The sequence below is a fragment of the Novosphingobium sp. ST904 genome, assembly GCF_001298105.1.
GTDB lineage: Bacteria > Pseudomonadota > Alphaproteobacteria > Sphingomonadales > Sphingomonadaceae > Novosphingobium.
In genome coordinates, this window is the sequence record NZ_LGJH01000164.1 from 103874 (window position 1) to 128775 (window position 24902).

23 protein-coding genes and 2 pseudogenes are annotated in these 24902 nt (G+C 66.2%); 11 read left to right on the forward strand and 14 right to left on the reverse strand.

Features of this window, described 5'->3' with window-relative positions:
- Nucleotides 1-49 precede the first annotated feature (49 nt).
- From rapZ to ADT71_RS25865, 4 genes and pseudogenes are all read right to left on the reverse strand, one after another.
- On the reverse strand, nucleotides 50-997 hold the full coding sequence (gene rapZ, locus ADT71_RS25850) for an RNase adapter RapZ (RefSeq protein ID WP_054441540.1): 948 nt from the start codon (nucleotides 995-997) through the stop codon (nucleotides 50-52).
- 56 nt (nucleotides 998-1053) lie between these two features.
- On the reverse strand, nucleotides 1054-1428 hold the full coding sequence (locus ADT71_RS25855; protein WP_369818344.1) for an HPr kinase/phosphorylase: 375 nt from the start codon (nucleotides 1426-1428) through the stop codon (nucleotides 1054-1056).
- Nucleotides 1429-1490: 62 nt separating this feature from the next.
- A pseudogene (locus tag ADT71_RS25860) lies at nucleotides 1491-3067 on the reverse strand (stimulus-sensing domain-containing protein).
- Complete coding sequence (locus tag ADT71_RS25865; RefSeq protein WP_231636200.1) at nucleotides 3060-3854, reverse strand: response regulator transcription factor; 795 nt, start codon at nucleotides 3852-3854, stop codon at nucleotides 3060-3062. Before ADT71_RS25865 ends, ADT71_RS25860 begins: the two are co-directional and overlap by 8 nt.
- A 257-nt stretch (nucleotides 3855-4111) precedes the next feature.
- Here ADT71_RS25865 and ADT71_RS25870 point away from each other — a divergent pair, with 257 nt between their 5' ends.
- Nucleotides 4112-5632, forward strand: a complete 1521-nt coding sequence (locus tag ADT71_RS25870; RefSeq protein ID WP_231636201.1) for a phosphoenolpyruvate carboxykinase — start codon at nucleotides 4112-4114, stop codon at nucleotides 5630-5632.
- A 212-nt stretch (nucleotides 5633-5844) separates the two neighbouring features.
- Nucleotides 5845-6198, forward strand: coding sequence for a hypothetical protein (locus ADT71_RS25875; RefSeq protein ID WP_054441542.1), 354 nt, complete (start codon nucleotides 5845-5847; stop codon nucleotides 6196-6198).
- A 49-nt stretch (nucleotides 6199-6247) separates the two neighbouring features.
- Here ADT71_RS25875 and ADT71_RS25880 read toward each other — a convergent pair whose 3' ends face one another.
- Nucleotides 6248-8113 carry a DUF885 family protein gene (locus tag ADT71_RS25880; RefSeq protein WP_054441544.1) on the reverse strand — a complete coding sequence of 622 codons (1866 nt, stop codon included), beginning with the start codon at nucleotides 8111-8113 and terminating at the stop codon, nucleotides 6248-6250.
- Nucleotides 8114-8190: 77 nt separating this feature from the next.
- On the opposite strand from ADT71_RS25880, the gene ADT71_RS25885 reads away from it, so the two are divergent.
- A complete protein-coding gene (locus ADT71_RS25885) occupies nucleotides 8191-8403 on the forward strand; it encodes a hypothetical protein (RefSeq protein WP_054441546.1) in 213 nt (70 codons plus the stop codon).
- A 51-nt stretch (nucleotides 8404-8454) separates the two neighbouring features.
- On the opposite strand, the gene ADT71_RS25890 is transcribed toward ADT71_RS25885, so the two are convergent.
- A complete protein-coding gene (locus tag ADT71_RS25890; protein ID WP_054441549.1) occupies nucleotides 8455-9111 on the reverse strand; it encodes an alpha/beta hydrolase in 657 nt (218 codons plus the stop codon).
- Nucleotides 9112-9239: 128 nt separating this feature from the next.
- On the opposite strand from ADT71_RS25890, the gene ADT71_RS25895 reads away from it, so the two are divergent.
- Genes ADT71_RS25895 through ADT71_RS25905 form a run of 3 tightly spaced genes read left to right on the forward strand, consistent with a single transcriptional unit; the run spans nucleotide 9240 to nucleotide 11693 of the window.
- A complete protein-coding gene (locus ADT71_RS25895; RefSeq protein WP_054441552.1) occupies nucleotides 9240-10283 on the forward strand; it encodes a cysteine desulfurase family protein in 1044 nt (347 codons plus the stop codon).
- Complete coding sequence (locus ADT71_RS25900) at nucleotides 10280-11359, forward strand: cysteine desulfurase family protein (RefSeq protein WP_054441554.1); 1080 nt, start codon at nucleotides 10280-10282, stop codon at nucleotides 11357-11359. The genes ADT71_RS25895 and ADT71_RS25900 overlap by 4 nt, the downstream gene beginning before the upstream one ends.
- Before the next feature lie 4 nt (nucleotides 11360-11363).
- Nucleotides 11364-11693 (forward strand): 2Fe-2S iron-sulfur cluster-binding protein, encoded by a 330-nt coding sequence (locus tag ADT71_RS25905; protein WP_369818345.1) that lies wholly within the window; start codon nucleotides 11364-11366, stop codon nucleotides 11691-11693.
- Nucleotides 11694-11734: 41 nt separating this feature from the next.
- On the opposite strand, the gene ADT71_RS25910 is transcribed toward ADT71_RS25905, so the two are convergent.
- Entirely contained in the window at nucleotides 11735-12583 is an 849-nt protein-coding gene (locus ADT71_RS25910; protein ID WP_054441558.1) for a DUF4349 domain-containing protein, read from the reverse strand.
- 118 nt (nucleotides 12584-12701) lie between these two features.
- Between ADT71_RS25910 and parC the strand changes: the two genes are divergently transcribed.
- Entirely contained in the window at nucleotides 12702-14996 is a 2295-nt protein-coding gene (parC, locus tag ADT71_RS25915; RefSeq protein ID WP_054441560.1) for a DNA topoisomerase IV subunit A, read from the forward strand.
- Nucleotides 14997-15048: 52 nt separating this feature from the next.
- Here parC and ADT71_RS25920 read toward each other — a convergent pair whose 3' ends face one another.
- The 7 genes from ADT71_RS25920 to ADT71_RS25950 all read right to left on the reverse strand — a co-directional run bounded on the left by ADT71_RS25920 (nucleotide 15049) and on the right by ADT71_RS25950 (nucleotide 20526).
- Nucleotides 15049-15705, reverse strand: a complete 657-nt coding sequence (locus ADT71_RS25920; protein WP_054441563.1) for a TIGR02281 family clan AA aspartic protease — start codon at nucleotides 15703-15705, stop codon at nucleotides 15049-15051.
- A 43-nt stretch (nucleotides 15706-15748) separates the two neighbouring features.
- On the reverse strand, nucleotides 15749-16384 hold the full coding sequence (locus ADT71_RS25925) for a TIGR02281 family clan AA aspartic protease (protein WP_231636211.1): 636 nt from the start codon (nucleotides 16382-16384) through the stop codon (nucleotides 15749-15751).
- Between the two features lie 2 nt (nucleotides 16385-16386).
- Nucleotides 16387-17559 carry a CCA tRNA nucleotidyltransferase gene (locus tag ADT71_RS25930; protein ID WP_054441569.1) on the reverse strand — a complete coding sequence of 391 codons (1173 nt, stop codon included), beginning with the start codon at nucleotides 17557-17559 and terminating at the stop codon, nucleotides 16387-16389.
- Nucleotides 17552-18145, reverse strand: coding sequence for a CoA pyrophosphatase (locus ADT71_RS25935; RefSeq protein ID WP_054441571.1), 594 nt, complete (start codon nucleotides 18143-18145; stop codon nucleotides 17552-17554). The genes ADT71_RS25930 and ADT71_RS25935 overlap by 8 nt, the downstream gene beginning before the upstream one ends.
- Complete coding sequence (locus ADT71_RS25940) at nucleotides 18142-18687, reverse strand: DUF1285 domain-containing protein (RefSeq protein WP_054441572.1); 546 nt, start codon at nucleotides 18685-18687, stop codon at nucleotides 18142-18144. The genes ADT71_RS25935 and ADT71_RS25940 overlap by 4 nt, the downstream gene beginning before the upstream one ends.
- A 73-nt stretch (nucleotides 18688-18760) precedes the next feature.
- Nucleotides 18761-19279: a GNAT family N-acetyltransferase gene (locus tag ADT71_RS25945; RefSeq protein ID WP_054441574.1), complete on the reverse strand. Its 519-nt coding sequence runs from the start codon at nucleotides 19277-19279 to the stop codon at nucleotides 18761-18763.
- Nucleotides 19280-19344: 65 nt separating this feature from the next.
- Nucleotides 19345-20526, reverse strand: coding sequence for a PQQ-dependent sugar dehydrogenase (locus ADT71_RS25950; protein WP_054441576.1), 1182 nt, complete (start codon nucleotides 20524-20526; stop codon nucleotides 19345-19347).
- Here ADT71_RS25950 and ADT71_RS25955 point away from each other — a divergent pair.
- The 4 genes and pseudogenes from ADT71_RS25955 to folP all read left to right on the forward strand — a co-directional run bounded on the left by ADT71_RS25955 (nucleotide 20525) and on the right by folP (nucleotide 24901).
- A complete protein-coding gene (locus ADT71_RS25955; protein ID WP_054441577.1) occupies nucleotides 20525-21157 on the forward strand; it encodes a ribonuclease HII in 633 nt (210 codons plus the stop codon). The genes ADT71_RS25950 and ADT71_RS25955 overlap by 2 nt on opposite strands.
- 13 nt (nucleotides 21158-21170) lie before the next feature.
- Nucleotides 21171-22085, forward strand: a complete 915-nt coding sequence (locus ADT71_RS25960) for an oxidoreductase (RefSeq protein ID WP_054441579.1) — start codon at nucleotides 21171-21173, stop codon at nucleotides 22083-22085.
- A gap of 383 nt (nucleotides 22086-22468) precedes the next feature.
- A pseudogene (locus ADT71_RS25965) lies at nucleotides 22469-23601 on the forward strand (site-specific DNA-methyltransferase).
- Nucleotides 23602-23776: 175 nt separating this feature from the next.
- Nucleotides 23777-24901 (forward strand): dihydropteroate synthase, encoded by a 1125-nt coding sequence (gene folP, locus ADT71_RS25970; protein ID WP_054441583.1) that lies wholly within the window; start codon nucleotides 23777-23779, stop codon nucleotides 24899-24901.
- Nucleotide 24902: the final 1 nt, after the last annotated feature.

The following is a 24902-nucleotide window of genomic DNA, read 5'->3' on the forward strand; positions in this document are numbered from 1 at the left end:
ATTAGGCTCCGAATTTCCTGCGAATGCGACCGGATTATATAATGTTCTTTCACGCCACTGCCCCCCTTCGAGAATTACCCCCCTCGAGAAGATCAGCAGCCCGCGAGCCCAGGTTGCGATGCAACAATGTGGGCGAAAATCCCGCATCGTGCAAGGCCGCAGCCATTTGTTCGGCGGTAAAAACGGAGCGGTGTCGCCCTCCGGTACATCCAAAGGCTATGTGAACATAGGCCTTTCCCTGCGCGCGGTAGCGGGGAAGCAGCAGCAGCAACAGGTCGCGAATCCGCGCAAATGCCTCATCGAAGGCCGGGTCCTTGCGTATATAGTCTCCGACCGGCGCATCCTGCCCGGTCATCGGGCGTAGCTCGGAATCCCAATGGGGATTTTCGACGAAACGCATATCGAAGACGAAATCGGCAAGCGGCGGCATCCCGCGCGAGAACCCGAAACTGGACACGGTGATCGTGAGATCCTCGGGCTCATCGGCGGCGAAGCGTTCGCGAATCGTGCGTTGCAGGTCGTTAGACGTGAACTCGGTGGTTTCCACCAGGATGTCGGCCCAGCGTCGCAGCGGGGAGAGCAGTTCGCGCTCGGCGCGAATGCCGCTGTCCACCGGGGCATCGGCCGCCAGCGCGTGGCGTCGGCGGGTCTCGTTGAAGCGGCGCTCCAGTTCCTTGCTCGAACAGTCGAGGAACAGGGTGGTGACCTCGAGGTCGTGACGCTCGCCCAGCGCCTTGACCTGGGCGATCACGCGGTCAGGATTGAAGCCGCGGGTGCGGCAGTCAAAGCCGATGGCCAGCGGGGAGGGATCGTCCGAAGGCTTGCCCTCGATCATGCGCTCGAGAAGGCGGACCGGGAAATTGTCGATGATTTCCCACCCGAGGTCTTCGAGTACGCGGAGCACGGTCGTCTTGCCGGCACCGAGCATGCCGGTGACGAGCAGGACTTTCTGCTTGTGGGGACGCGCGGGGGGAGCCTGGGGGGAGTCGTCTTGCATCGGGGGCTGTTTGCGCTCGGAACCGGGGAAAGGGAAGGGGGAGACGTGCCGGTCGGTCACTCTGTGAGACCATAATGCAACAGCGCGAGTTCGGTCTTGAGGGGGAGCGAATCGCCATCCGGCCAGAGCCGCAAGTACGGCAGATCGACGCCGAGGAGTGTGATCCGGCCGGGCGAATCGACGAATCGCGGTGCCTCGCGGTCGAGCGAGAGGAAGAGCGCGACGGGCGCTTCATCGCGGCAAGCGAAGGGAAGCACGCCGAGATTGCGCACTTCCATCAGGCCGCGCGTGTTCGGATGGGGCTGTGCGAAGAGCCGGCCGTTCCGCGCTTCGAGCAGCACGCTGTCATCGCCGATCAGTTCGCCGCCGCGGTCTATCAGGCGTAGGGCGAGGCTCGATTTTCCGGTTCCGGAAGGCCCCTCGATCAGCACCGCGCGCCCGCCGATGGCGACGCAGGTGGACTGCTTGGCAATGCGGACGGCGTCGGCCAAGGTCAGGCGCCCTGCCAGGCGGGAAGCGAGATGAGCAACCGGGCGCCCTGTGCGCCATCGGTGCGGTCGGTCGCGCGCAGTTTGCCGTAGTGGGCCTCGACGATGGTGCGGGCGATGGCCAGTCCGAGCCCCGAGTGCTTTCCGAACTCCTCGCCGGAGGGGCGCAGCGAGTGGAACCGCTCGAATATCCGTTCCCGCGCCGCCTCGGGGATGCCGGGGCCGTGATCGGTGACGGCGATCGTGAGGCGGCCTTCGGTGCGGCCGACGCGATCTCGATCGGCGTTCCCTCGGGTGAGAACGAGACGGCATTGTCGAGCAGGTTCTGCAATACTCGCTCCAGCCGCGAGGCATCGCCCGCCACCAGCAGGTCGCCGTCAGCTTCGCGCACGACCTTGATGATGCTCGATCCGTTGACCCCGCGCTGCTCGCGTTCGGCCACGAGGGCGCGGACCAGCCGCAGCATGTCCACGGGTTCGAAGGTCGTGCGGCTGAGCTGCGCGTCGATCCGGCTCGCATCGGCGATCTCGGTGACCAGGAAGTCGATCCGGCGCACGTCGTCCTTGGCGATGCCGATGAGCTGGCGACGAAGGGCCGGTTCGTCGACCCGGTCGAGGCTTTCGAGGGCGCTGCGCAGGCTCGTCAACGGGTTCTTGAGTTCGTGCGCGACATCGGCGGCGAAGCTTTCCACCGCGTCGATGCGCTGGCGCAAGGCGCCGCTCATGTCGGAGATGGCGCGGGCGAGCAGGCCGATCTCGTCGCGCCGGTCCGGCAGGCGGGGAACGACCACGCTGCGATCGCGGCCGAGGCGAACGCGCACGGCAGCGCGGACCAGCTTGCGCAGCGGCTCGACGATGGTGCGGGCAAGGAACAGCGAGAGCAGGATCGAGACGGTAAGCGCGCCGCCGACGATGATGGCAAGCGTCTGGCGCGCCATGCGCACGTTCTCGGTAATGTCGCGCGCGTTGCGGGTGACGAGCAGCGCCTCGCCGCGATTGCCCACAGGGGTTGCGGCGATGATGACGGGGGTGCGGTCCGGCGCGGCCTTGTGCGAGACCTCGGTTTCGCCGCTGGCGAGCGCGGCGGCCACTTCCGGCCAGGCCGAGGCGCCGGCGCGCGGGGCGTCGTGATAGTCGGCGACGGGCGGCGAGCCGAGCACCCAGTCCATGCCCCGGTCGAGCGCGCGGGCGGCATCCTGGAACCACGGTTCGGTGGCGGGATCGATCAGGGTGTAGGAGGGGCGGGCAAGGGTGAAGCTGTCGGCTTCGAGGGCGCCGTCGTTGCTGAACAGCCTCAGCCGCAATGCCTGCCCCGAGCCGATCCGCGCGATCAGGTCGCGCCGGCGGCCGGCGTTTTCACCGGCAAGGGCGATGGCCACGACTTCCGCTTCCGAACGGGCGAGGCGGAAGCGCTCGTCCAGCAGTTCGCGCCGATAGCTGTCGATGTAGAACAGGCTCCCCGCGAGCAGGGCCAGCGCGATCACATTCACGGCAAGGATGCGCGCGGTCAGCGAGACGCGCCACGGCATCCCGAGCCGGACCGCCAGAGATCCCTTGCGCCGTCCCGGTGTACGTTCAGCCATCGGCGAAGGAATAGCCCGCGCCATAGAGGGTGTCGATCGCCGAGAATTCCGGGTCCACCGCGCGGAACTTGCGGCGCAGGCGCTTGATGTGGCTGTCGATCGTGCGGTCGTCGACGTAGACATCCTCGCTGTAGGCGGCGTCCATGAGCTGGTTGCGGCTCTTGACCACGCCGGGCCGCAGGGCAAGCGCTTCGAGGATGAGGAACTCTGTAACGGTGAGGGAGACGGGCTCTGCGTCCCATGTCACCTGATGGCGCGCCGGATCGAGGCGCAGGCGGCCGCGGATGACGGGTTCGGGCAGGTTCTCCGCCACCGTCTCCTCGCTCGTGCCGCGAACCAGTTCGCTGCGCCGCAGGATCGCCCGGATGCGCGCCACCAGCAGGCGCTGGCTGAAGGGCTTGGTGATATAGTCGTCCGCCCCCATCGCAAGGCCCAGTGCCTCGTCCGGTTCCTCGTCCTTGGAGGTCAGGAAGATGACCGGCAGGCGCGACTGTTCGCGCAGCGCCTGGAGCAGATGAAGCCCGTCCATCCGGGGCATCTTGATATCGAAGATCGCAAGGTCCGGCGGATTGTCGAGCAGAGCCTTCAGCGCGGTTTCGCCGTCGGTGTAGAGTCGGGTGGCGAAGCCTTCGGCCTGGAGCCCGATCGACACGGTGGTGAGGATGTTGCGATCGTCGTCCACGAGGGCGATCGACTGCTGGCGGACGAGCGCGGGAGGCGGCGTCTCGTCAGGAGCGCCGGCGGATTGGTAGGGGGAATGGTGAGGGGGTGCCGACGGTTCGCCCATGGGATTGCCCTGTGTTCCTTCCATTGCAATCGAACGCCGTGACTAGCGATTGGGGCACGTTCCGTCCACGGCTTTGCGACTCGTCTCGAAATTGCCCCGGAATGGTCGAAGTGTTGCCGTTCTACCCCCCTCGGTTGGTTTATCTTTGCGGAAATTTGACGGAAAAGGGGGTGGCGATTATTCGCAGCCCGATTCTTGCGCAAATGTCGGGGCGTGTCCGGTTTCGGTCGGTCGCGCCTTTATTGGAGGAGATGACATTGACCGCTACCCTTAAGTATTCGCTCGCCAGTCAAGGCATAGAAACACGCGCCAATGTGCTCGCGAACCTGGGCACCGCGCCACTGGTCGAGCAGGCGGTCAAGAACGGCGAGGGCGTGCTCGCCGCCGACGGGCCGTTCGTCGTCGCGACCGGCAAGCACACCGGACGTTCGGCCAAGGACAAGTTCATCGTCAAGGACGCCGAGACCGAAAATACGGTCTGGTGGGGCAAGACCAACGTGCCGATGACGCCTGAACACTTCGCCGCGCTGAAAGAAGATTTCCTCGCTGCCGTGGCCGACAAGGACCAGCTCTACGTTGCCGACCTGTTTGGCGGTTCGCAGCCGGAACACCGCGTCAACGTGCGCGTCATCAACGAGTTCGCCTGGCACAACCTGTTCATCCGCACGCTTCTGGTCCGTCCGACCGAAACCGAGCTGGAAAGCTTCGAGCCCGAATATACCATCATCGACCTGCCGAGCTTCCGCGCCGATCCCGAACGGCACGGTTCGCGCTCGGAAACGGTGATCGCGGTGAACTTCACCGAGAAGCTGATCCTGATCGGCGGCACCGCCTATGCCGGCGAAATGAAGAAGTCGGTCTTCGGCATCCTCAACTACCTGCTGCCGGTCAAGGGCGTGATGCCGATGCACTGCTCGGCCAACATCGGCCCCGAGGGTGACACCGCCGTGTTCTTCGGTCTTTCCGGCACCGGCAAGACCACGCTTTCGGCAGATGCCTCGCGCACGCTCATCGGTGACGACGAGCATGGCTGGTCGGACACCGCCGTGTTCAACTTCGAGGGCGGCTGTTATGCCAAGATGATCCGCCTTTCGGCCGAGGCCGAACCGGAAATCTTCGCGACCACGAAGCGTTTCGGCACCGTGCTCGAAAACGTGGTGATCGATCCCGACACCCGCCAGATCGACCTCGACGACAACTCGCTTGCCGAGAACAGCCGCGGTTCCTACCCGATCGACTTCATTCCGAACTGCTCGGAAAAGAACCTCGGCCCGGTTCCGAAGAACATCATCTTCCTCACGGCCGACGCTTACGGCGTGCTTCCTCCGATCGCGCGTCTCACGCCCGATCAGGCGATGTATCACTTCCTCTCGGGCTACACCGCGCGCGTCGCGGGCACCGAGATCGGCGTGACCGAACCCGAAGCGACCTTCTCGACCTGCTTTGGCGCGCCGTTCATGCCGCGTCATCCCTCGGTCTACGGCAACCTCCTCAAGGAGCGTATCGCCAAGGGCGGCGTGAAATGCTGGCTGGTTAACACCGGCTGGTCGGGCGGCAAGGCCACGATGGAAGGCATCAAGCGCATGCCGATCAAGGCGACCCGCGCGCTGCTCAACGCCGCGCTCGACGCAGCCTCAACGATGCCGAGTTCAAGGAAGATCCGAACTTCGGCTTCGAGGTTCCGGTTGCGGTTCCCGGCGTCGACACCAAGCTGCTCGACCCGCGCGGCGCCTGGGTTGACGGCAGTGAGTATGACAAGACCGCACAGACTCTGGTGAAGCAATTCATCGACAATTTCGCGCAGTTCGAAGCGCATGTCGACGAAGGCGTCCGCAAGGCGGCTCCGGTCGCGGCCTGAGCGGCGATGGCGCCTTTACAGGCGCTGTTCGGCTCGAATTAAGTACAGGGCCTCGGAACTTCGGTTCCGGGGCCCTTGTTTTGTCATCAGGACCGTGCATCCTCGCCATCCCCCTCTCTAGGAGATACGACCATGGGACTTTTCGACGGTATCCTTGGACAAGTCAGCGACCATCCGGATGTGGCTAACCTCGCCTCCAAGCTCGGCCTTGAGCCCGCGCAGGCGGAGCAGGCGATCGCCGCGCTGGGCCTCGCGCATAAGCAGGAGGGCGACACCGCACAACTCGCGGCGGAAAAGACCGGGCTTGGTGTCGGCACGATCCAGCAGGTGATCGCGGCGATCGGCGGCGAAGGCTCGCTCAGCCAGTTCGCCAGTCTGGTGGGCGGCGATCCCGCGAAGTTCACCGCTTTTCTCGACAAGGACGGAGACGGCAGCGTCATGGATGACCTGACCGACCTTGCGAAGGGCTTCTTCGGCAAGAAGTAAGCCGGTCTATCGTCTCCGGGACTGTCCCGGGACGACATTTCAGTGTCGGTCAGCCCGCCTTGCCGGTGGCGATGTAGCTGTCGATGTTCTTCGCCAGCACGTCGAGCGGGACGTTGCCGCCATCGACCACGGCCTGGTCGAAGTCTCTCAGGTCGTAGCGTGCGCCAAGCGCCGCCTGTGCGCGGCTGCGCTGGCGGTTGATCTCGGAATGACCCATCTTGTAGCCGCAGGCCTGGCCCGGCCATGAGCAGTAGCGGTCCACTTCGTTGACCACTTCCTCGCGCTTGTTGCCGTTCTTCTCCATGAAGAAGCGCACCGCCTGTTCGCGGCTCCAGCCCTTGGCGTGGAGGCCGGTGTCCACGACCATGCGGCAGGCCCGGAAAGCGATCGACTGCAGGTAGCCGAGCTGGCCGACGGGATCGTCGGCATAGGCGCCGAGTTCGTCCGCAAGCTGCTCGCCGTAAAGCGCCCAGCCTTCGGAATAGGCGTTGAAGGCCAGGATCGAGCGGATCAGCGGCAGGCGGTTGGCATATTCGCCCTGCCAGACGTGACCGGGGATCGCTTCATGGTGGACCAGGGTCGGCAGGTCGTACTTGCGGTGCAGGTCGGTGGTGCGCAAGTTGATCCACATCTTGCCCGGAACCGAACCGTCGATCGATCCGGCGCCGCCATATGCGGTCGGCGCGCCGGGCTCCTCGGCCAGCGGCAGGCGGCGAACCTCGACGTTCCCCTTCACCGGATCGCGGAAGGCGCGCGGCATCTGGGCGCGGATCCAGTCGATCCGATGGCGGATGAAGGCCATGATCTCGGTGCGGCCGGGGTCGCCTTCGGCGAACATGAAGCGCTTGTCGGTGCCGAGCGCGGTCATCCGTTCGCCAACGGTGCCGGTGGTATAGCCGAGCTTCTGGAGGATGGGGTCCATGCGGCCATGGAGCGCGGCCAGTTCCTCGATCCCGCGTCGGTGGATTTCCTCGGCGGGGACAGGCGTGGTCGTGCTGGCGCGCAGGGCCCAGGCGTAGAACTCGGCGCCGTGCGGGCGTTCGCGCATTCCGGGATCGCTCTTGGCCAGACCGCGCTGGCGCTTGAGTTCGGCAAGCTGGCGTTCGAGCGCGGGCACGACTTCGGCGGACACGATGGCCTTGGCGCGGCGGTCCCAGTCTCCGGGGATCGAGGCGGTGCGGCCCACGAGCGAAGCGACGAGGCCGCCGCCGTTGTTGCGGGCGTCCTCGATCGTGCTGGTCATCTGCGCGATCGCGCGGTCGAGCAGGAAATCGGGCGGGACGAGGCCCTGGTCGGTGGCCTTGCGGATGCGTTCCAGTTCGCCGTCGAGCTGGTCGTCGAACTTGGCGAGACGGGCGAGATAAGCCTCAGCATCGGCGCCGTTCTTCACCGGATGGTCGGCGTCGAGGAACTTGGGCGTGTCGAGATAGGCGCCGACGTTCTGGATCACGACGTAGGGCGTATTGCGCCAGCCGCCCACCGCGACATCGCCGTAGGGCTGCGCAAACCCGTCCAGCGAGGTGCGGTAGGCGCTGCGCACCACTGCGAGGCTGGTCTGCGTGGCATGGTCCAGGCCCGCGGTCGGCACCGCTTCCACGCGGGCGAGATCTTCCCGCAGGATCCTGGCGAGCGCGGCCTTGCCCGCGAACGAGCGGTCTTCGGCCTTGGCACGCAGGGCGGCATGGGCGCCCACGTCGATGCCCAGTCCGGTCGCCCCTTCGGGGTTGTGGTCGAGCAGTCTCCACGCGGCCGAATCGAGCAGCGCGGCGGCTTTCTGCTGGGCAGGGTTTCCGGAAGCAGCGCCTGCCGCGGCCTGTGCTACGCCGGGCAGGGCGATGCTGGCGGTGCCGGCGGCAAGGAACTGGAGGGTGGTGCGCCGCGAGAGGGATGCGGCCTTGGTCTGGGTGTCTTGCATGGCGGCGAAACTGGCGAGGCGATGTCTTCGAGTCAAACCCGCTCGATTGCGGCAAACGTCTGCGCTAGGAAAAAGCCATGGATATTGCACTCTCACTCATGATCCTGGCCATCATCGCGCTCCTGCTGGGCGCGCTGGCGCTCTACCGACGCGGCGGCAATCGCAAGCAGGCCGGATTGATGCTGGTGCTGGCGGGCGTGCTCACCGTCAACGTGGCGATCTGGACCTTGCCCAATTCCAACGGCGATACGCTGGCGCGCGCGGGAGATGCGAAAACGGCGCCGGATTAAATCTCCGGCGCCGCTCATCCGTTCGAAACGCCTTGGGTCAGGTTCAGGGCGTTACTTGATCGGGCAATCCGGCGCGAGGCGCATGTCGAGGTAGTTGTCTACCGAGCGCATGAGATCCGGCACTTCATTTTCGAAGAAGTGGTTGGCGCGCGGGATTTCGTCGTGATGGATGGTGATGTGCTTCTGCGTGCGCAGCTTGTCGACCAGCTTCTGCACGGCGCCTGGCGTAACCACCGTGTCTGCCGCGCCCTGCACGATGATGCCCGATGCGGGGCAGGGCGCCAGGAACGAGAAGTCGTACATGTTCGCCGGCGGGGCTACCGAGATGAAGCCGCGGATTTCCGGGCGGCGCATCAGCAGCTGCATGCCGATCAGCGCACCGAACGAGTAGCCCGCGATCCAGGTGGTCGAGGCTTCGGGATGGATCGACTGCACCCAGTCAAGCGCGGCGGCGGCGTCGGACAGTTCGCCCACGCCATTGTCGAAGCTGCCCTGGCTGCGGCCGACGCCGCGGAAATTGAAGCGCAGGGTGGCGAAGCCGCGCGCCACGAACGTCTTGTAGAGGTGCTGGGTGATGCGGTCGTTCATCGTCCCGCCGGCCTGGGGGTGCGGGTGGAGGATCATCGCCACGGGCGCGCGCGGACGCGGTGCCGGCTGGAAACGGCCTTCAAGGCGACCTTCGGGTCCGGGGAAGATGACTGCGGGCATGTGTCTGCGAACCTGACCTGTTGAAACTCCCGCGAAACGGCGGCGAAATTCTCGCCAGCCATCGCGGGAGTGGAAAAAGGGAAGTTCGCTATATAGAAACCTTGGCTCCGAAAACAACTTTTCAAGCGATGTCAGCTCAACAGATCTATCTCGACCACGCGGCGACCACGCCGCTCCTGCCCCAGGCGCGCGATGCATGGCTGGAAGGTGCGGCTTTCTGGGCCAATCCTTCGAGCCCTCACCGGCAGGGGCGCTCGGCGCGTGCCGCGCTCGAAGACGCGCGTGTCCGGATGAAAGGGCTGCTCGGGTGGCAGGGTGAACTGATTTTCACTTCGGGTGCGAGCGAGGCTCTCGCCATTGCCATTCGCGGATCGAAACGTGCGCTTTCTGCGGTTTCTCCCATCGAGCACGAGGCGGTGCTGCGTCATGGCGCGGCGGCAGCAAGGCTTGCGGTGGACTCCTCGGGCCGGGTCGATCCGGCGGGTGCGGCGCTGGAGGGGCTGGTCGCGGTGCAGCAGGTCAATTCCGAAACGGGCGTGATCCAGCCGCTGGCCGAAGTCGCCGAGGCGGTGAAAGCCGCCGGCGGCGTGTTGCTTGCCGACTGTGCGCAAGGCGCGGGGAAGCTCTCATTGCCACCCGCCGACCTCATCGCCCTGGCGGCGCACAAGTTCGGCGGCCCCATCGGCACGGGCGCGCTGCTGGTGCGCGACTGGGCCTTGCTCGAACCGAGCGGTGGTCAGGAGCGCGGCTACCGTGCGGGAACCGAGAACCTCCCCGGCGCGCTGGCAATGGTCGCCGCGCTGGAGGCCGGCAGCGAATGGATGGTCGAGGCCCGCAGGCTTCGCGCCCTGCTCGAGACGGAAATCCTGGCGGCCGGGGGTGAAGTGGTCGGCGGCGAAGCCGAACGAAGCCCGACAATCGGCGGTTACCGGATGCCGGGGCTGTCTTCCGCCGCGCAGCTCATCCGGTTCGACGCCATGGGCATCGCCGTCTCTGCGGGAAGCGCCTGTTCCTCTGGATCGCTCAGGACCAGTCACGTTCTGGAGGCGATGAACTATCCGCATCCGACGGAAGTGATCCGGGTCTCGATCGGCCGCGAGACTTGCGAGGCCGATATCGCGCGCTTCCTTGATGCCTGGCGCGCGATTGCCGGAAGCCGGCGCGCGGCATGATCTATCTCGACTATCAGGCGACGACGCCGCTGGCTCCCGAAGCGCGCGAGGCCATGCTGCCATGGCTGGGCGGGCCGGAAGCGGTGGGCTTCGCCAACCCCCATAGCCCGCACCGGCCGGGCCGGGCCGCTGCCGCCATCGTTGAAGTGGCACGCGATCAGGTTGCCGCCTTGCTGCCGCCGGGCGGGCGGGTGATCTTCACTTCCGGTGCGACCGAGGCGATCAATCTCGCCATGGCGGGGAGCAGGGCGCGGAGCCTTGCGGTTTCCGCCATCGAACATGCCGCCGTGCTCGACACGGCGCGGGCGCTCGATCCGGCGGTTTCCATCCTGCCGGTGAACGCGGAGGGGCTGGTCGATCCGGCCACGAAGATCGCGGAAGGGACGGGCCTTGTCGCCGTCATGCAGGTCAACAACGAGATCGGCACGATCCAGCCGGTCGAAGCTTTTGCCCGAGCCGCTCATGCCGCAGGCGCGCTGTTCCTTTGCGATGCCGTCCAGGGGGCGGGCAAGATCGCGGCGCCTGTCGGCGCGGACCTGATCGCGATCTCGGCCCACAAGCTTTATGGACCGAAGGGGATCGGGGCGCTCTGGGTGCGTGATGGGCTGGAGTTGGCGCCGATGATGCACGGTGGCGGGCAGGAGCAGGGCCTGCGTTCGGGCACGCTCAGTCCCGCGCTGTGCGCCGGGTTCGGCGTGGCCGCATCGCTCGCGGCAGCGCGGATGGAAGAGGACGCCGCGCGTGTCGAGGCGTTGTGGGATGCCGCGCGCGCAGTGCTGGCGCGCTGGACCCTCAACGGCTCGTCCACAGATCGCTGGCGCGGAAATCTCAACTTGCGCTTGCCGGGGCTCGATGTGGCGCGGCTGATGTCCGACCTCAGGAACGTGGCGTTTTCCGCCGGTTCCGCCTGTGCCAGCGGCTCGGGACGGCCCAGCCACGTGCTCAAGGCGCTCGGACTTTCCGATTCCGGCGCCAAAGCCTCTATCCGTCTGGGATTCGGGCGATATAGTGACCTTGGGGAGCTGAAGGATGCCTGCATACGAATAGAAGCCGCAGCAGCGGCGCAGGGAGTCTGAGTTGCTGAACGTGAGGTTTTTGACCGCGGAAGGAAAACTCGTTCTGGCCGAGGCCGAGACGGGAGACGTTCTGCTGCGTGTGGCGCAAGCTGCCGGTATGCCGCTCGAAGGAACGTGCGAGGGGCAGATGGCCTGCTCGACCTGCCACGTGATCGTCGCGCCCGACTGGTTCGACAGGCTGGAACCGGCCTCGATGGACGAGGAAGACATGCTCGACCTCGCCGCCGGAGTTGCGCGGACCAGCCGCCTGTCCTGCCAGATCGAACTGACTCAGGCGCTGGACGGTTTGGAGGTCAGGATTCCGGGCGTTTCACGGGACATGCAGATCGGCTGATCGTCACCCCGGAACAGTCCGGGATGACGACTTCGGCCTGTTCAGGCTTCCTCGCCCGGTTGCGTGCGGCGGCGATACAGGCTCATTCCATAGCGGATGCCCAGTCCGACCAAACCCAGCGGTACGATGACGGCTGCGGCGAGGATGAGGAAGCCGATGACAGCGCCCAGTACGGTCCCCACATTGCCGAGAGCGCCTCGGATCGGTCCCATGAAACCGCCGCTCGACGGTGTTCCGGCTTCGTAGGATATGTTTATCCGGCTGTAATCGACGCGGCCTTGCATTTCCGCGAGCCAGCTTTTCGCTTCGTCGATCTCTTCATTGACCTTGGCGACTCCGCGTTCCGCTTCGACCAGTTCGGCGACGGTGCCCTTGCGGCTGGCCAGCACTTCCATCAGCCGGTCACGCAGCACGGTGCGGGCGCGCAGGCGGGCCTCGGTATCGACGATCTGCTTCGAGAGATCCTCACCCGAAATCCCGCTTGAAACCTGTTCCCCTTCAGCGGCGCCGGCGATTTTGCCGAGTTCGGTTCCGAATGAGCGGGCGCGAGGGGCCGCGACGGCGAGCGAGAGGGAACCCGAGGCATAGTCGCCCTCGGCGCCGCTCTGCTTCATGTCGAGGATCTGGCAGACCTGCGGGCCTTGCTTTTCGCAGAGATCGGCCTGTTTGCGCTGGACTTGCGGGATGGCGGCAGCGCTCAGGCGGTAGCCGTATTCGTAGACATAGGCGATCTTCGGCGCATTCGGTGCGCTCACGGCAATGGGATCGCTGCTCCCTGCAGCGACTTCTTCCTTGCTGTCGGAAGTGGTGACTTTTCGAAGGTCGCGAGGAGACTCGCCTCCGCAACCGGCAAGCGCCAGTAAAGCCAAGGCCATGAATGTCTTGCGCATCGTTTCCCCCTTTTGATGGCGCGCTGATTCGAAGGCAGACGCTATCCGAGCGGCAAGCTTATGGAAAACGCTGAAAAGCGACTTTGGCACTGGGAAGGGCGCTGCTAGGGTCCGTGCCATGGTGACCACGACCGACGAAGACTCAGATCCTTTCGACGCCATCGTCGATGCGCCTTTCGATGCTGCGCTCTCAGAGCGCTATCTTGTCTATGCCCTGTCCACGATCACGGCCCGTTCGCTGCCGGACTTGCGAGATGGACTGAAACCCGTGCATCGCCGTCTGCTCTGGGCGATGCGGCAGCTCAAGCTTGATCCGGGCAATGCCTACAAGAAGTCCGCGCGCGTCGTTGGCGACGTGATCGGTAAGTATCACCCGCATGGCGATGCCTCGGTCTACGACGCCATGGTCCGCCTCGCGCAGGACTTCTCGCTGCGCTATCCGCTGGTGCAGGGGCAGGGCAACTTCGGCAATATCGACGGCGATAACGCGGCGGCCTACCGCTACACCGAAGCGCGCCTGACGCGCACGGCGATCCACCTGATGGCCGGGCTGGACGAAGGCACGGTCGACTTCGTTCCCACCTACAACGGCGAGGAAAGCGAGCCGGAGATATTCCCCGGCCTGTTCCCGAACCTGCTGGCGAACGGCGCCACCGGCATCGCCGTGGGCATGGCTACCTCGATCCCCAGCCACAACGTCGCGGAGATCATCGACGCGACCTTGATGCTGATCGACAATCCCCATGCCGAGCATGACCAGCTCATGCAGGTCTTCCACGGCCCGGACTTTGCCACCGGCGGCCTCGTGGTGGACAGCCCGGAGGCGATCAGCCACGCCTATGCCACCGGCAAGGGCGCCTTCCGCGTGCGCGGCCGCTTTTCCTGCGGAAAGGACGAGGCGGGCAACTGGGAGGAAACCGGGGTCGAGAAACTGGGCAGCGGCCAGTGGCAGCTCGTCATTTCCGAAATCCCCTACATGCTGGCCAAGGGCAAGCTGATCGAGCAGGTCGCCCAGCTCATCGCCGACCGCAAGCTGCCGATCCTCGAAGACATTCGCGACGAGAGCGACGAGCAGATCCGCATCGTCTTCGTGCCCAAGAGCCGCAATGTCGATCCGGAACTGCTGAAGGAAAGCCTCTACCGGCTGACCGACCTCGAAAGCCGTTTCTCGCTCAACCTCAACGTGCTGGATTCGCACCGCACGCCGGGTGTGCTGGGGCTCAAGCTGCTGCTGTCGGAATGGGTCTACAGCCAGATCGACATCCTGCTGCGCCGTACCCGGCACAGGCTGGAAAAGATCGCCTCGCGGCTGGAACTGGTTGCCGGCTACATCATCGCCTATCTCAACCTTGACCGGATCATCGAGATCATCCGTACCGAGGATGAGCCCAAGCCGGTGATGATGGCCGAGTTCGAGCTGACCGACCGTCAGGCCGAAGCCATCCTCAACATGCGCCTGCGGTCCTTGCGCAAGCTTGAGGAAATGGAGCTTCGCAAGGAGCACGAGGAACTGCTTCGGGAGCAGGAAGAGCTCAACAAGCTGCTCGAAAGCCCGGCGCGCCAGCGGACCCGGCTCAAGCGCGACCTTGCCAACTTGCGCAAGGACTATGCCGAGAATACCGAGCTTGGCCGTCGCCGCACCACGATCGCGCAGGCCACGCCAACGGTCGAGTTCAGCATGGACGCGATGATCGAGAAGGAGCCGGTCACGGTGATCCTCTCGGCCAAGGGCTGGATACGCGCCGCCAAGGGGCATGTCGCCCTGGACGGCGATTTCAAGTTCAAGGAAGGCGACGGCCCGGCCTATGCCTTCCACGCGCAGACGACCGACAAGATCCTGCTCGCGGTGGACAACGGGCGCTTCTACACGCTCGGTGCGGACAAACTGCCCGGCGCGCGCGGCTTTGGCGAGCCGATCCGCACGATGATCGACATCGACACCGAGGCGCATATCGTTGCGGCCCTGCCATACAGGCCCAAGGCGCAGTTGTTGCTGGCCTCCAACATCGGGCGCGGCTTCGCGGCGGAAACCGACGAACTTCTGGCCGAAACCCGCAAGGGCCGTGCGGTCATGTCCACCAAGCCGGGCGTGCAGCTGGTCGTCGTGCGGGAAATCCCGGCCGAGCACGATCACGTCGCGGTCGTGGGCGACAATCGCAAGCTGGTGATCTTCAGTCTCGAAGAACTCCCGGTCATGGCAAAGGGGCAGGGCGTGACGCTCCAGCGCTACCGTGACGGCGGCATGTCGGACATCACCACGCTGAAGCTGGAGGACGGCCTTTCCTGGACCATGGGCGGCGAAAGCGGCCGTACGCGGACCGAGAAGGACACGGTGATGTGGAAGGTCGCGCGCGGTGCGGCGGGCCGGCTGCCGCCGGTCGGCTTCCCGCGCGACAACAAGTTCCAGGACTGAGTTCGCGCGCCGTCCCGGTTCCGTTCCGGGAGCGCGCCGATCCGTACGAAAATCAGGTTGCCGGTTGCGGGTGATGCGGCACGAGGATCAGCGTGCGCCCCTCGACGCGCCAGCTCGCCAGCCGCGAAAGCAGGTTCATGCCGATGACGTTCTGGTCCTCCAGCCCCGGCGCGACCACCACGTCAAGCTGACGCGCGACGACGCTGCCGAAGCGCAGCTCATCGACCGTGCCGAGCCGGGCCGCGACCGTGCCGTTCGCGGTGCGCATCGCGATGTCCTGCCGCATGGTCTGCGGGCGGACTTCGGCACTATTCGCCACTCTAGGCGAGATCGCGGTGAGCGTGGCGCCGGTATCGACGAGAAAATCGCCCTTCACGCCGTTGATCGTGGCCTTGACCCAGAAGTGACCGTCAGGCGCCATCGGCACGCGCGTTTCGCCGCCGCTCACGCTCTGGCGCGAAAGACCGAGCTCGGGCAGTTCGATGCCGGGAAGCGCAAAGTCGGCGCCGCTGGTGAGCCGGGTCGCCTGCGCCACGGTCAGCAGCAGGGCGGCCACGACGCCGAGGTTGCCCATGCCGCGAAGGAATCCGCCAAGCAACGGCAACGCGCCGCGCAGCAGACCGCCCAGCACCGAGACGAAAATCGCCGCCAGCGCCAGTGCCAGCAAGGGCTGGCCGGCAAGGAAAGTCAGGAGTCCGGGAAAATCCATTACCCGATCATGCCATGAACATGCTGTCGGAACGCTGACGGAATCACGTTCCCCGCCCATTGCGGGGAACGAGGATCAGCCGGTCTCCCTCGACCCGCCAACTGGCCAGCCGGGACAGCAGGTTCATGCCGATGACGTTGGTTTCCACTTCGTTGTCAGGGCCGATGGCGACGGGCAGGTCGCGGGCGGAGATCGACCCGAAATCCAGTGAGCCGGCCGTCGCCATACGCGCGACGATGGTGCCATTGGCCGTATCGAGCATCACGCCCCGGTCACCGGCATCGGGTTCGATCCCTGCGCGCGCGGCGACCGATTTCGAGATGCCGGTATAGGTCGCCCCGGTATCGACCAGGAAATCAACCGGCTCGCCCTGGAGCCGGGCCTGTATCCAGTAATGACCGTCCGCTCGAAGCGGCACGATGGTTTCGCTGCCTTCGATCGAGGGCGGCCGGGGCTCGTCCAGCCAGAGCGCCGCTTCCGAGCGCGTATTGTGCAGGGCCACTTGCGCTACCGTCAGCAGGAGCGCGGCGATCAGGCCGAAGTGGGAGAGATTGCGCAAGGCATGGCCGAGCCGGGGACGGCGGGCCGCCAGCATCCCGGCCAGCACGGCCACGAGGATGGCGCCGATCGTCAGCGCCAGCAGCGGCTGCCGGTAAAGCAGCCCGCCGAGTTCATCCACGTTCAAGAAGCTTGCCCGGCGAGTTCCGCGTCGAGCAGTTCCGAAATCCGCGCTTCGCCGGGGAAGCCTTCCGCCACCCAGCGCTCTTCCACCTGCCGCAGCACGCGGGCGACCTCGGGCCCGGCACCCACGCCGCGGGCGACGATCTGGCCGCCTTTCAGCGGAAACTGCGGCACGTTCCAGCCCGTCAAGGCGGTGCAATCGGCGCCTGCGATCAACAACCGGTCAAGCGCGCCGTCCATGCCGAGGCGATAGGCAAGGGCGCGCGGCTCGCCGGGGGCTCCGTTTCGCGCAGCGGCGACCGCGAGGCGCTTCTTCTGGGCGCCGGAGAGACGGAAGCGCGAGGCGACCTGTTCGGCCAGTGGCACTTGCGCGGGCAGCAGCGCGGCAAGGCGACGGACCGGATCGGGCCCGGCAGCCTGCGCCCGTTCGGCGGCGATGAGCGCGGCGAGGGCGGCGGTGTCGGCCTCTGGCAGGATCACTTCCAGCACGCCCAGTTCCGCCATGCGCTGCACGGTCGGCGCCGGGTCGGGCAGGCCGAGCAGGTTCATCATTTCCATGCCCACACGCTCGCGCGAGAGACCCTTGAGCGTGGGCGCGAGCTCGGAGCAGGCGCTTTCGGCTTCCTCGTTTGCCGGGGTGGTTCCGAACCGGGCCTGGAAGCGGAAGTAGCGCAGGATGCGCAAGTGATCCTCGCGGATGCGCTGACGGGCATCGCCGATGAAGCGCACGCGCCGGGCGGAGAGGTCCTCAAGCCCGCCGAACCAGTCGAACAGCTCTCCGCCCACCGGATCGGCATAGAGCGCGTTCATCGTGAAATCGCGGCGGGCCGCATCCTCGCGCCAGTCGGTGGCGAAAGCCACGGTAGCGCGGCGGCCGTCGGTCGAGACGTCGTGGCGCAAGGTGGTGATCTCCACCGGGCCGCCGGGGAGGACGGCAGTGACGGTGCCATGATCGATGCCGGTGGGGACATGGCGGATGCCCGCTTCCTGCAGGCGGCGCATCGTTTCCTCGGGCGGAAGGACGGTGGCCATGTCGATGTCCTTCACCGGCTGGCCGAGCAGGGTGTCGCGCACGGCGCCGCCCACGTAGCGGGCATTTTCATGGCCCAGCGCGGCAACGAGCGCGGCGAGGTCTTCGCGGGCCATCCAGTCGGCGGTCAGTGTCTCAGTCATTCCAGTTCAGCCTGCGGGCAAGATTGTGAAGGATGGCGCCGGTGACGCCCCAGATGCGGTGGTCGTGCCAGGTGATCTCGACGAAGGCGTGGCGGCCGCCTTCCCAGTCGATCCACCGGGTCTTCTGGTTTGCCGGATCGAGCACGAATTCGACAGGTGCCTCGAACCATTGCGCGACTTCGGCCGGGTTGGGCCGGATTTCGAGATCGGGCGGAACCACGCCGATCACCGGCGTGATCTCGTATCCGCTGCCGGTGCGGTAGAGATCGCTGGTGCCGATCACCTGCACATCGCGCGGATGGATGCCGAGTTCTTCCTCCGCTTCGCGCAGGGCCGCCTCGACAGCGGTTTCGCCCGGATCGAGCCGGCCGCCGGGGAAGGCGATCTGCCCCGGATGCGCGCGCATGGTTGAAGGGCGGTGAAGCAGCAGCATGCCCGGGCGCGGGCGCTCCGTCAGCGCGATCAGCACGGCGGCGGGCTTGAACGTCTCGATCTGGTGAATGCGCGGATCGATCCAGAGTTCGTCAGGCATGGTATCGTGCCCGGCTTCGAACCGTCGCGAAACATCGGCGAAGAGCGCGCTCATGAGGGAACCAGCCCGAAAGTCTCGCCCTGGCTGGAAACCGCAAGCTCGCCCCCGGCCAGCGCGATCTCCACGAGCTGGCCGTAAGTGCTGCGGTTCAGGCGGGCTTCGGCGCCGTTGCGCACGCCAAGATAGATCGCGGGCGTTTCCGGGTCGCCCTCGACGCGGATGGGATGTTCGCGCCCGGCAATCACGAGATCATCGGTGTTGAGGCGGAACACGAGCGAACCTTCGTCCTGCCGCACGTCCACGGCGATGAAAGCGGCATCCTCCACCTCGATCGACAGCTTCTCGACCGGGGTGACCAGCCAGTGCCGGCCATCGGCTTCGCGCAGGATCAGCGACGCGAAGGCGCGGACCATGGCATGGCGCTGGATTTCGCCGCCCTGGTGGAACCAGCGACCATCGGCGCGGATCGTCATCTCGCTGTCGCCGGTGATCCGGGGGGACCAGTCGGCCACGGGGGGAAGCTTGCGGGCGGCCAGCAGGTCGGCCACCTGGGCAAGCGAAAGCGCGTTCAGTTCTGGCGGCGGTTCATAGGGCATCGGTCTGCGATGCCAGATAGGGCCTGATACGCCAAGGTCCAGAGCGCGGGATCGTATCCCGCGCCGGAGCGAATTATCGCAGCCAGGGCCCCAGCATGCCTTCGCGCGGCAGGACCGCGGGATTGTCGCAGCGGACCAGCAGGCGATGCCGCTCGAACGGGCCGGGCATGTTCCAGCCTTGCGTCCATTCGTTGGTATAGCCCCAGAAGCGGCCGTAGTACTCGGGATCGCCGACCATGACCTGCGGCAGCGGCGCGCGCGAGTCGATACCGGCCATCGCCGCCGACATCAGCGCCTGGCCGAATCCCTGTCCCTGATGTCCGGGCATGACGGCGACCGGGCCGACCATGATCATCGGATGGGCGCGGCCCTCCGGATCGTTGAGCGCGACCGGCCAGCACTGGATCGTGCCGACGAGCATTTCATCGGCGTCGAGCGCCGCGAAGCTCAGGCCCGGCAGCCATTCCACGCCTTCGCGAACCTTGTAGGCGGTGCGCTGGTGTCGCTCGGGCTCGAACGCGCTATCGAGGAGAGCCTCGACGAGAACGGGGTCGACATTGTCGAGCGGAATAAGGGTGGCAGTCTGGGACATGGCGCGGGCCGATAGGGTCGGCACGCGCTTTTGTCGATTCAATTCGGAATCCGGCGAAAGTCCGGTCAGGACTTCGGGGTCAGCTTCAGCAGGTGCCCGGAAGCATCGGCGGGGCCGTCCTCGAGCAGCCAGATCGTGCCGTCCAGGCCCTGTTCGATCTCGCGGATGCGGTTGTCGAGCGGGTAGCGCGCTTCCTCGGTGGCTTTTTCCCCGTCGATCCGCACGCGCACCAGTCCCGGAACGGTGAAGGAGGCGATCAGGACCTGGTCCTTCCACTGGGGGAACAGGGCGCCGGTGTAGAAGATGAAGTCGCCCGGCGCGATAACGGGGTTCCAGCTTATCGCGGGCGCGGCAAGATCAGGGCGGGTGGCATGGCGCGGGATCGGCTTGCCGTCATAGTGATCGCCGTCCGACACCAGCGGCCAGCCGTAGTTCTGTCCCGGCTTCACGAGATTGAGTTCGTCGCCGCCCGCCGGGCCGTGCTCCAGATCCCAGAGCCGCCCCTCGCCGTCGAAGGCCAGGCCCAGCACGTTGCGGTGGCCGTAGGACCAGATCTGGTCGGTCGGCGCGCCCTTGTCCGCATAAGGATTGCCAGGCGCGGGAGTGCCATCGGGCAGGAGGCGGACGATCTTTCCGAGATTGGTGCCGAGATCCTGTGCGGGCGTGAATTTCTGCCGTTCGCCGGAACTGACGAACAGGTACTTGCCATCCGGCGAGAAGGCGATGCGGTGCGAATAGTGGCCCTGTCCCTTCACCTTGGGCACCTGCCGCCAGATCACCGAGAGGCCTTCGATCGCGCAACTCGCCGGCTGGGGGCAGGAGAGGGTGCCCCGGCCGACCACGGCGCCCCGCGTGTCTCCGGCGCCGGCTTCGGCCCAGCTCAGGTAGATCACCCGGCCGTTCAGGGTAGGGCCGCTCTGCCCCGGGGCGAAGGCTACGTCGCCAAGGCCGCCCTGGCCGCCGTAAGCGACTTTCGGCGCGCCCGAGACGGTGCCCGGCGTGCCATCCGCCAGGCGCAGCCTGATCGTGCCCTTCTTCTCGGTGACGATCATCGCGCCCGTTGCCCTGTCGATGGCCATGGCCCAGGGCTCGTCGAAACCGGCGACCTGTTCGACCTTGAACGGGGGTTCTGCGGATGTTTCCGCCGAAGCCTTCTCCCCGGTGGCCGCCGCGCCGCAGCTTGCCAGCACGAGCGCGACGGGCGATACCGCCGCAACGAAGGGTCTGGAGATCACCCGCTTGGTCATGTCGTTTGAATCCCTGTCTGGTAGTGGTCGTTCCGGTGCCGGCCGTCTTGTCATCGGTGTGGACGAGGCGGGCCGGGGGCCGCTGGCCGGTCCGGTCGTGGCGGGCGCGGTGGTGCTGTGCAAGCCCCGGCCTTCCGGGCTGGACGATTCCAAGAAGCTCACCGGCAAGCGCCGCGCGGTGCTGGAAACGACGATCAAGCGCCGCTGCCGTTGGGCCGTGGGCGTCGTGGAGGTCGATGAGATCGACCGTCTCAACATCTTCGGGGCCACCATGCTGGCGATGACCCGCGCCGTTTCCGCGCTTTGCGCCGGGCTGGACGAGGAGCCGCACGAGGTGCTGATCGACGGCAATCTGACACCGGCGGGCCGCACTGCCGACTGGCGCTGGCAGGCCCGCGCCATCGTGGGCGGGGACGCGATCGAGCCCTGCATCTCGGCGGCGTCGATCATCGCCAAGGAGCACCGCGACCGGCTGATGCGCGAACTGGCGCTGGCGCACCCCCACTATGGCTGGGAGCGCAACGCCGGTTACGGTACGGCACAGCACCTGGAGGCATTGCGCCGCCACGGGCCTACCCCGCATCACCGCCGCAGCTTTGCGCCGGTCGCGCAGTTGGAGATGGCTTTATGACGGGATCGATGACGTGACGGGCTTCACCGCTGCCGACGTTCCGGGGCAGGCCGGCAAATGCTTCCTCGTCACCGGCGCCAACACTGGCCTCGGCTTCGAGACCACCCGGGTTCTGGCGGCGCGCGGCGCCCGGGTGCTGCTCGCCTGCCGCAGCGAGGAGAGGGCGCGGGACGCGATGGAACGCATCCGCATGGAACTGCCCGGCGCCAACCTCGCCTTCGTGCCGCTGGACCAGGCCGACCTGTTCAGCGTGCGCGAGTGTGCCGAGCAAGTCGCACGCGACGAGCCGCGCCTCGATGTGCTGGTGAACAATGCCGGCGTCATGGTGCCGCCGCTCGAACGCACGGTGCAGGGGCACGAACTGCAGTTCGGGGTGAACCACCTTGCTCCTTTCGCGCTGACCGGGCTGCTGCTTCCCAAATTGTCGGAAGCGCCCGGCGCGCGCGTGGTGATTACCGCCAGCCTCGCGCACATGCGGGGGCGGATCGACTGGGACGACCTCGACGCACACCGGAGCTACAAGGCGCGGCAGCGTTATGGCGACAGCAAGCTGGCGAACCTTCTCCATCTCCTGGAACTGGACCGCAGGTTACGCGCCGCCGGTTCTCCGGTGCGCGCAATGGCCTGCCATCCCGGCATCGCCGAGACCGAACTGGGGCGCCATTCGCTGGGGTTCCGGCTGCTGTTCCCGGTTGCGGGCATCGTGCTCAACACGGCGGAGGAAGGCGCCTGGCCAACGCTCCAGGCGGCGACGGACCCGGATGCCGGGGCGGGTCAATACTTCGGGCCCCGGCGGTTTGGAGGCATGTCCGGTCCTTCGGGCGTAGCGAAGCGCAATGCCTCCGCACGCGACGGCGCCGCTGCGCGAAGGCTCTGGGAAGTCAGCGTGCAGATGACGGGCATCGATTGCGGCCTTGCCGGGTTTTGAGGTGCCGGATTTTAAGGCGCCGGATTCTGAATCCGGCATGGCTTCGAATTATCGGCGCGGGGTGAATTGAACCTGTCCGCGGCAGTGCCTGCCGAACAAGATTCAGTCGTTCGCAGGCCGCCTCCGGCGCGTTCCTCCGCATCTGCGCGCCGCCGCCCGAAAACCCGCGCCGGGACAAATTTTTCGCGGTGAGTCCGGGGAGTCACAACCCCCACATCTAGAGTCTGCCGGATCGATCATGACTCGACATCTTGTGTCGGATTCGTTTTGTTCTGTTTGCTGAACACCTGAATCACAAGGGAATCCCACGAGTCGCGGGTTGACGGCGAGTCTCGAAAGACTCACTAGGGCGTCAATCCACAGTTCAAATTCCCGGAGCAAACATGGGCCAGATACTCGTCAAGCAGAAGATCCGCGCAGCCGCGCCGGCGCCTACGCCGAAGGAACTTCTGCCGCTTGGCCAGATCATCCCGGGCGACTGCATCGAAGCGATGCGCACGATCCCCGACGCCAGCGTTGACATGGTCTTCGCGGACCCGCCGTACAATCTCCAGCTCGGCGGCGACCTTTCGCGCCCCGACGGCAGCCACGTCGATGCCGTCACCAACGACTGGGACAAGTTTTCCAGCTTCGCCGTCTACGACCAGTTCACGCGTGACTGGCTGACCGAGGCGCGCCGCGTGCTCAAGCCCGACGGTTCGCTGTGGGTGATCGGTTCGTACCATAACGTCTTCCGCCTCGGCGCGATCATGCAGGACATGGGGTTCTGGATCCTCAACGACATCATCTGGCGCAAGGCCAACCCGATGCCGAACTTCAAGGGGACCCGCTTCACCAATGCGCATGAAACGCTGATCTGGGCGTCGATGGGCGAAAAGTCGAAGTATACCTTCAACTACCGCGCGATGAAGACCCTCAACGACGAACTGCAGATGCGTTCGGACTGGGTCCTGCCGATCTGCAACGGCGCCGAGCGCCTGAAGAAGGGCGGACGCAAGGTTCACCCGACGCAGAAGCCCGAAGCGCTGCTCTACCGCGTGATGCTGGCCACCACCAACGAGGGCGATGTCGTGCTTGACCCGTTCTTCGGCACCGGCACCACCGGCGCCGTCGCCAAGCGCCTCGGCCGCGAGTGGATCGGCTGCGAGCGTGAGAGCGATTACCGCGAGGCCGCTCTCGAACGCATCGAGATGGCGCTGCCGCTCGACGAACGCTCGCTCAAGACCATGCAGTCCAAGCGCAGCGCGCCCAAGGTTGCCTTCGGCACCCTGATCGAGACCGGCTGGATCAAGCCCGGCACCCGGCTCACCGACAAGAAGGGCCGCTTCGAAGCCATCGTCCGTGCCGACGGATCGCTGGCCTGTGACAAGCTGAACGGTTCGATCCACGGCCTCGGCAAGGAACTCCAGGGCGCGCCTCGTGCAATGGCTGGACCTTCTGGCATCTGGAACATGAAGGCCAGGTCAAGCCGATCGACGCGATCCGCCAGCTCTACATTCTCGCAACCGAACCTTGAGGCCATAAGGCCGCATAGGCGGCAAGGCAGGGTATCCGGAGCGGTCTGCGCCGTTCCGGCCCTCCGGCGCGCTCCTCCATATGGGCGCTTGTTTCGGATAAACGATTAGCGAGAGGTGATGGGGACTTCCTCAAAACCTGTTCTGCGCCGCCCGCGCCCAGGCTAAGAGGCGACCATGACCCGCACCGTTTACATTCGCCCGATCGCCTTTGCCGACAGCCCCCAGAGCGAGGAGGGAGAGGCCATCCGCCTTGGCGGTTCGATGGCCTGGGCGAGCCGGTTCGCCCTGATCGTGCGGGAGAACGGCAGGGTTCTTTCGCGCACGCGCTTCGGGGCTGAGCAGGCTGCCGCGGCGCTGGCGGGGCTTCCCGCCGAACTCGGCGCCAGCGCCGAGATCCAGTGGGCCAACTTGCGCAAGGTCCATGCGCCGCTTCAACTTCCGCTCAAGGGCGGCGGAGTGCGCACGATCCGGCTCGAACAGCCGCAGATCGCCGGTATCCTCAACATGACGCCTGACAGCTTCTCGGATGGAGGAGCCTTCCTCGACGATGCGCAAGTGGCATCCGTCCATGCCGCCGTCATGCTGGAAGCGGGGGCGGCGATGGTGGACATCGGCGGTGAATCCACCCGCCCCGGTGCCGGTGCGGTTTGGGAAGGCGATGAGATCAGGCGCGTGGTGCCGATGGTCGAGCGGCTCGCCGCGATGGGAGCGGCGATCAGCGTCGATACCCGCAGACCCGCCGTCATGGAGGCTTCGCTGAAGGCCGGCGCGCATATCATCAACGACGTGTCCGCCCTGCGCTACGATCCGCGCAGCCTGGAACTGGCGGCGGCCTCGGGCGTGCCGGTGGTGCTGATGCACGCGCCCGGCGACGGCGAGGACCTGCATTCCAACGGCGACTACGCCGATGTCGTGCTCGACGTGTTCGACTGGCTGGCCGCCTGCCGCGACCGGGCCGTGGCCGCGGGTGTCGCCCCCGAGAACATCCTGCTCGATCCGGGCGTGGGTTTCGGCAAGACGCTGGCCGAAAACCTTGCGCTGATGAACGGGCTCGCGCTGTTCCACGCGCTGGGCCAGCCGCTGTTCGTCGGTGCCAGCCGCAAGCGCATGATCGGCGCGCTTTCGAACGAGGCGCCCGCGCACCAGCGGCTCGGCGGTTCGGTCACGCTGGCGCTGAAGGCGATGGAGGCGGGCTCGCATCTCATCCGCGTCCACGACGTGGCGGAGACGGTTCAGGCCGCGCGGGTCTGGCGGGGGCTGCGCGATGCGGCTCTGACCGACTTCGCGCAGCTTCCCTGAA